General features: G+C 56.8%; 3 protein-coding genes. All 3 read left to right on the top strand.

The window, feature by feature from the left end; genetic code table 11:
- Positions 1-461 precede the first annotated feature (461 nt).
- The 3 genes from HHX30_RS20470 (at position 462) to HHX30_RS20455 (ending at position 5,646) form a co-directional block, all read left to right on the top strand.
- Entirely contained in the window at positions 462-1,907 is a 1,446-nt protein-coding gene (locus HHX30_RS20470; RefSeq protein ID WP_169983559.1) for a pentapeptide repeat-containing protein, read from the top strand.
- Positions 1,908-2,872: 965 nt separating this feature from the next.
- The gene (locus HHX30_RS20460) at positions 2,873-5,356 is read left to right on the top strand and encodes a serine protease (RefSeq protein WP_211592247.1); all 2,484 of its coding nucleotides are present in this window, start codon (positions 2,873-2,875) and stop codon (positions 5,354-5,356) included.
- Positions 5,357-5,373: 17 nt separating this feature from the next.
- Positions 5,374-5,646, top strand: coding sequence for a trypco2 family protein (locus HHX30_RS20455; protein WP_169983557.1), 273 nt, complete (start codon positions 5,374-5,376; stop codon positions 5,644-5,646).
- Positions 5,647-6,000: the final 354 nt, after the last annotated feature.

Raw genomic sequence — 6,000 nt, 5'->3', positions numbered from 1 at the left:
GCTCTCGGCTATCGCGTCACCCTCGAACCGGCTGCGTGACTATCCCGGTCTGCGCGCCCCTGCTCCGCATCACCACGTGAGGTTCGCTGCCGCGTGCCTGGTGAATGTCCGATTTTCGGATCAGGAGAGAGCGGGCAGATGCTGCTAATCGCATAGGTCAACCTGCTGAAACGCGTTGATGAGCTCGCATCGCGCGCTTGATCATCCCGCACATGTCCCGCGGCACCTGCTGACCCGGTCACCGGGTCATCCGATGACAAGCCGCCCGGAGCGCAGGGCCGCTCGGGCTGAGCACCGGGAGCGGCGCGGCAGACCGAGACTCATGGAAAAGGCGGCAGCGACGTGTCACAGGCACGTCGGCGTGAACCATCCGTCAGCGCTGGATGCCAGGGCCGGCGACAGAAGACGTTATAGCTCGAGGCCCGATGACTCTCCAGACCAGATGAGTCCACAATGCACTCATGGCTGAGCGTTGGGACGAGACGTGGCACAGACTGCTCATGTGGACGTCTGGCCAGGCTCCATCGGAGCGCCTAGCCGCACAGGTGATGCTGCATGAAGGCTTTGAAAACCTCGATCCCAGTCACCCACTAGGTGGTCCCGACGGAACGATGGACGCTTCCATGCAGCGCGGGGGCGAGAAGTGGATCATGGCCGTCTATTTCCCACGTGGGCAGCAGGCATTCGCAACGATCAAAAGTAAATTCAAGTCAGATATTGCTGGAGCACCGAAGAATGGCGCATGCGGCTTGGCTTTTGTAACGAATCAAGAGCTGACATTGTCGGAGCGTCGAGATTTGCGCGACAGTGCGCAGGTGCCATGCGAGATCTATCATATTGAGCGACTGGTGGCAATCCTCGACCGACCATCCATGGAAAGAGTCAAGGCCCAGTTTCTTGGAATTGGCAACATCGAAAATGTCGTGCAGCCTAGGTTGGCGACCACCTCGAACCAGACTGCTCTTTATATCCAGGCTACTTCCCTTCTCGCCAATGAAGACGTGCAAGTACGTGCGGGAGCCTTGGAAATGCTGGAACAAGTCGGTGAGAGCTCGACCGCCATGAGGCGAAACGTCATCTCCGCACTGTGCCGCTATCTGAGAAATGACAATCGGCGACGAGGTGTGGATGACGCGCATATCCTGGCACAGGACATCATCGCCCGCCACATCACCTGGCCTGACCGAATGTATCATCCGCAACCATCACCCGCCTTTTGGCAGGGTATGGAGATCGACCTGCAAGGGGCGCGGCTGAAGAACATCGATCTGAGGCACACATACGTCGCGTCGGCAAGCTTCAAGAACGCGGAATTCCTCGGCGACACATGGTTGGAGAACAGCTTGATCGAAGGAAGCCTATCCTTTGACGGCGCACAGCTGAATGGCGAGTTCTACTTCTCGGGAAGTAAGGTACACGGAGCCACCTCTTTCTCAGGTGCATCATTTTACGGTGCATCCTACTTCGGAAGGTCCGCTTTCGAGTATGACGCTCACTTCGTAGATTGCCGCTTCTCCGAGCACGCCAGCTTCGCGTCCTGCGACTTTCGCGGCGCACTGTCGTTCCACGGCTCGTCGTTTCTGCGGTCCGCCAATTTCACATCTTTGATGGTGGCCTGGGATGCGATATTTGCGGGCGTGGATTTCAAGGACACGACCTTTGAGCTGGCGGAGTTTGGCGACGCCGTCAACTTCTCGGGCGTGCAGGCAACTGAGGAGGACCTCAATCTTGGCGGAGCCAAGGTCGCGACAAAGTTACTGACCAACATCTGGCCCAAGGGCTGGGGGGAGCTTCCGGAAGGGGGTGGGATGGCTGTGATCGTACGGATCCCTGCAGGGCGAGAACGGGAGTTCATTGCACGGCAGGAGAAGCTGTGGATGAAGCACATGTTAGGCAACGACGCCTAAGGCGGCTTAAACGCCCGCCACAACTGATCGCTCCACGCCGCCTTTGTGATCCTCCTAGCCCTCGGCCTCCGGCGCGGCGAAGTCCTCGGGCTCAGCACACCCAGCTCGCTCATGCCCAAACTCATCGGGCCCACAACACCAGCATCCCAAAGCACCGCTTCCCCGCGTCCGGCTCTACGACCTCCAGCACATCCACGCCACGACGTTGCTCATGGCAGGCGTCCCCGTACACGTCGTCGCGGCCATCACCCTCCGCGTCTACGTTCACGTGATCAGCGAGCAGGCGGCCACCGCAGCCGACGTCTTCGCCCACGCGATAAGCGCCTGTTAGCAGTCACGATCCCCCTGCCCAGTCAGGCAGACCAGGTGCCGGGCCGCCGTCAAGAGTACGCGTCATGTGGGCTTGGTGCCCGACGTTGCCGTCACTCCGTCTCGACAGACCACCTGCATTCAAGGCAATTCGAACATGTGATCCTCCACCTGTGGGTCAGGCCGACGACCTGCCTCGACAGTGCGCGAACGTCCGCGGTGACCGTGATCGTCCCTGTTCGTTGTCACGCAGATCGTCACGCAGCCCGCAGCCCCTTGAGGTCTGAGTCGCTGCCAACATTACGAAGGCGGGATCGATACCCAGGTCAACACTCACCATGCCCGCGGTGATGTTGATGAACGCGCGCCGGATCGCCGATCGCGAGTTCCGGCAACCAGAGCGGGATACGTGGGCATGCCGGAGTGGATATGTTCCTTCGGTTGGCTGCATGCGGTGGGGGGTGAGAGTACCGGCTCCTACGGTGCCGCCCTGGCTCGTCATCTGAGCAGCGCGAAGGTCAAGGTGATTGAGGTTGATCGCCCTAATCGGCAGCAGCCGAAAGTTATAGTTTGCGACGGGCCTAAATTTCCGCACCTCGATGTGGGAGATCTAGGCAACCACCCCTCCCTGCTTTAAGATTTACTCTGGCAGTCGCATGAAGCTGGGATCTATGGACAGACGTCAAGCGCGAGTGGTAGCCGTACTTCCCACTTTCGGAAGCGGCGGCAGAAGAGGCACCGGCTACTTACTCGACTCCTCTCTAGCAATAACGGCGTATCACGTCGGTCGGACCGCCGGGAGCATTCAAGGCCCTGCATGCACGCTAGGGGCAGAAGTCGAACTTACGTGGAGCGACAAAGATTTAGATGTTGCGATTCTACGAACTGCCACTCCTGTCGCGGATTTGCCCATTAATCCCGCACGGCTAGGGGTCATTACTTCCGCAGCTCCCGAACTCCGCACGGAGGTTATCGGCTATCCAGTTTTTCAACGCGTCAACAATCAGTGGCGCATAGAGCAGGCAATTGGAACCGTAAATCCAATCACAACGTCTGATATAAATAGAATCCAGATACAAGTGACCAGTGGTCGGTGGATCGATCCGGCTGTGACTAAAGCAAGTAAACCGCTAAATCCGTGGGGCGGCGTATCAGGCGCTCCGGTACTTTTTCAAGACCTTCTAATTGGTATCGTTACCCATGCCCAGCCCGACCCTCCATACAATCGACTTGAGGCAACGCCTGTTCACTTGCTGTCTCATGGACTGGAAACAGTCAAGTCAGCTTTGCGCCACACGAACGCTTCTATGTCATTTGAGAGCGTTGAGCTTGTCAACATTGCAGAGCCGCTAAGAACTTTTCCGTTTCTCGGAAATCACACTCTTCCTTCACAACTACTTGACCCTACGAAAGAGGTAGTTGAATATACAGGTCGCGTGAGCGATCTCACGGCTATTACGTCGTGGATGGACTCTCCGGGATTTGCGCTGGGTATGTTGGTTGGGGAAGTAGGCGTCGGAAAAACTCGATCCGCCATACAGCTCATCCGCGATGCTCGAAGCAATGGATGGAGTGCAGAACTGCTAGCAGGTAGAGGGCCAGTTAGCGCTACAGGCGAACAACTTAGACGCCTCAGTATGCTAACCGTCAATACCCTTATAGTCATTGACAACGCCGAGCTTAAGCCAGCTTACATTGCTGAGCTAGCTAGCATCCTTGCATACAACCATGGTATTTCCGTCCGCCTGGTTATGCTTGCCAGATCAGCAGGCTGGTGGTGGGAAGAATTAGGGCATCAACTTCCTCCTTCAGCTGTCGCAGGTGCGCGCGTCTTCAGGTTAGAGCATGTCGCCGATAGCGGCCAGAACGCTAGAAGCCTATTCACCGCGGCCGCGCAGGCGTTCGACCATCGAATCAATAACGGATCTTCGTCTATCTTGGATTCTTCGATACTCAACGCCTCCAACGATGCGTATTTCGCGCCAGAGTCTGTGATGACAATCCTTAATATCCATCTACGAGCCCTGAGATGGATACTGGCCATAAGTAGTCCGGAGACGAAAGATCAACCCGAAGAGGCGCTTCTATCGAATGAAATTCAACACATGGGTAGAGCATTTCGCTCTAACGGGCTACGAATGCATTCTAGTCGCTTGGAGAACATCCTAGCCGCAGCTGTTCTGTACGGCGCTACCACCCACACGGAGGCCGAACGACTGATTACATTGATTGCTGACCTAGAGGTTGATGACGGCTTGCTCGTCGTCGATATCGTTCACGACCTTTACCCCGGTCGAGATGGAGACTACTTTACGCCGCTTGGCATAGGTGCGCTCAGTGATCGTTTGTTGAAGACGAACTTGCTCAAGAATACTGAGACGCTTCTATCACCGATGCCCAAACTCTCCAGGCTCCAACAGATGCGCGCCCTGACTACACTTTTCCGCCTTGCGGGAAGCGAGCCGAAGATCGGAGAAGTTATGGCCACTTTTCTTAGTGAGAGGACACACGATGTTCGCTTCGAGATGGTGGCTAGTGCAGGCCTTGTTGTCGGACATCCGGGAGCTGTGGAGCGAGTTCTGCGCCGAGCCTACCCATCCCAATCGGATCGCATACGACACGTAGTAGCTGCGGCATCGGGATCAGCACAGGAAGGTGATGCATCAGCAGAGCTATGGGATATGTACGTTGACGCCTTCTCGCTGGAAGGTGAAGGTGGCGTCGATATTGGTTCCGCTATTGAAGCGATCGACCTAGCAATGGAAGAGCTAGAGGAGTGTCGCTCCGCATTAGATGATGCCCTCAGCGTGGCGCCTTCCCTTTCTAACTTCCTCGAAGACTACTGGTCCATCTTGTATGAGTCCAGCAGATCGCTAACTCGCGTAGCCGAACGCCTTATGCATGCTGAAGAAGATACAGAACAAGTTTTCTCGTTGTCTCGGAAGCTGCACCGAGAGCTAGAAGAGCTACGTCCAACTCTGTCGAACGCAGCCGGCGTCCTAACCAGAGATACTCGCAGGCTATCGAGTTTCCAAGAAGAAGGACTATCGCAGATAGCCGAAGCTCTCCAAGGGCTAGCCGACGCTCTTCGTGGAGTTGCGGAAGCAGTTCCTATCAAAACAAGAGAGGATGAAGATTGATGTCGGATCATGCATGGATGAGACTATCCGAGGCCATAAACGCCGTAAGAAATGAGTTGCTCGAGGCAAGACGCCTGGGCGAAGGAACCGAGATGCCGTTCGATGTGGGGGACATCGAGATCGAGTTCTCCTTTACCCTGACGAGAGAGAAGTCTGCCAAGGGTGGCATTAAGGTGTGGGTTCTCGAAGCTGAAGGAGCAGGAAGCAGAGGTTCGGCCACAGTCAATAAGGTCACAGTCAATCTCAGCCCTAAGAATCTGGACGGATCTCCGGCCGAGGTTGGCTATTGACAAAGTATTTCCTATAGAAGGGCAGATCGCCGACAAGGAGTCCCACGGCCAGAGGCGTCTAACAGGCGGGCTTAGTCCTCGCGGAACCCTTTCCGCTCGTTCTTACGGCCCCGGTAGAGCAGCATGTGGAAGATCAGGCGGGTCCGTTGCCCGGGTTTGCAAGCCCGCCAGGGAGACTCGGCCCGAGCCCTTGCCCGAGACGGTGACGGTCGGCGTTTGTCCGCGGCGAGACCAGGTACAGGTCTTGAGCGGCTTTAGCGATTGGCCTGCCGTCGTTCGCGTGTACCTGCCCCCGGTGACCTTCCCCGCATGCTGGTTGCCCTGCCCGCACACGACGGCTTGAACCGCCCCGGC

Source organism: Microbispora sp. H10836, from assembly GCF_012999525.1.
Classification (GTDB): Bacteria; Actinomycetota; Actinomycetes; order Streptosporangiales; family Streptosporangiaceae; genus Microbispora.
Note: the sequence above shows the minus strand (reverse complement) of the source record. Positions and strands in the feature narration are given on the sequence as shown.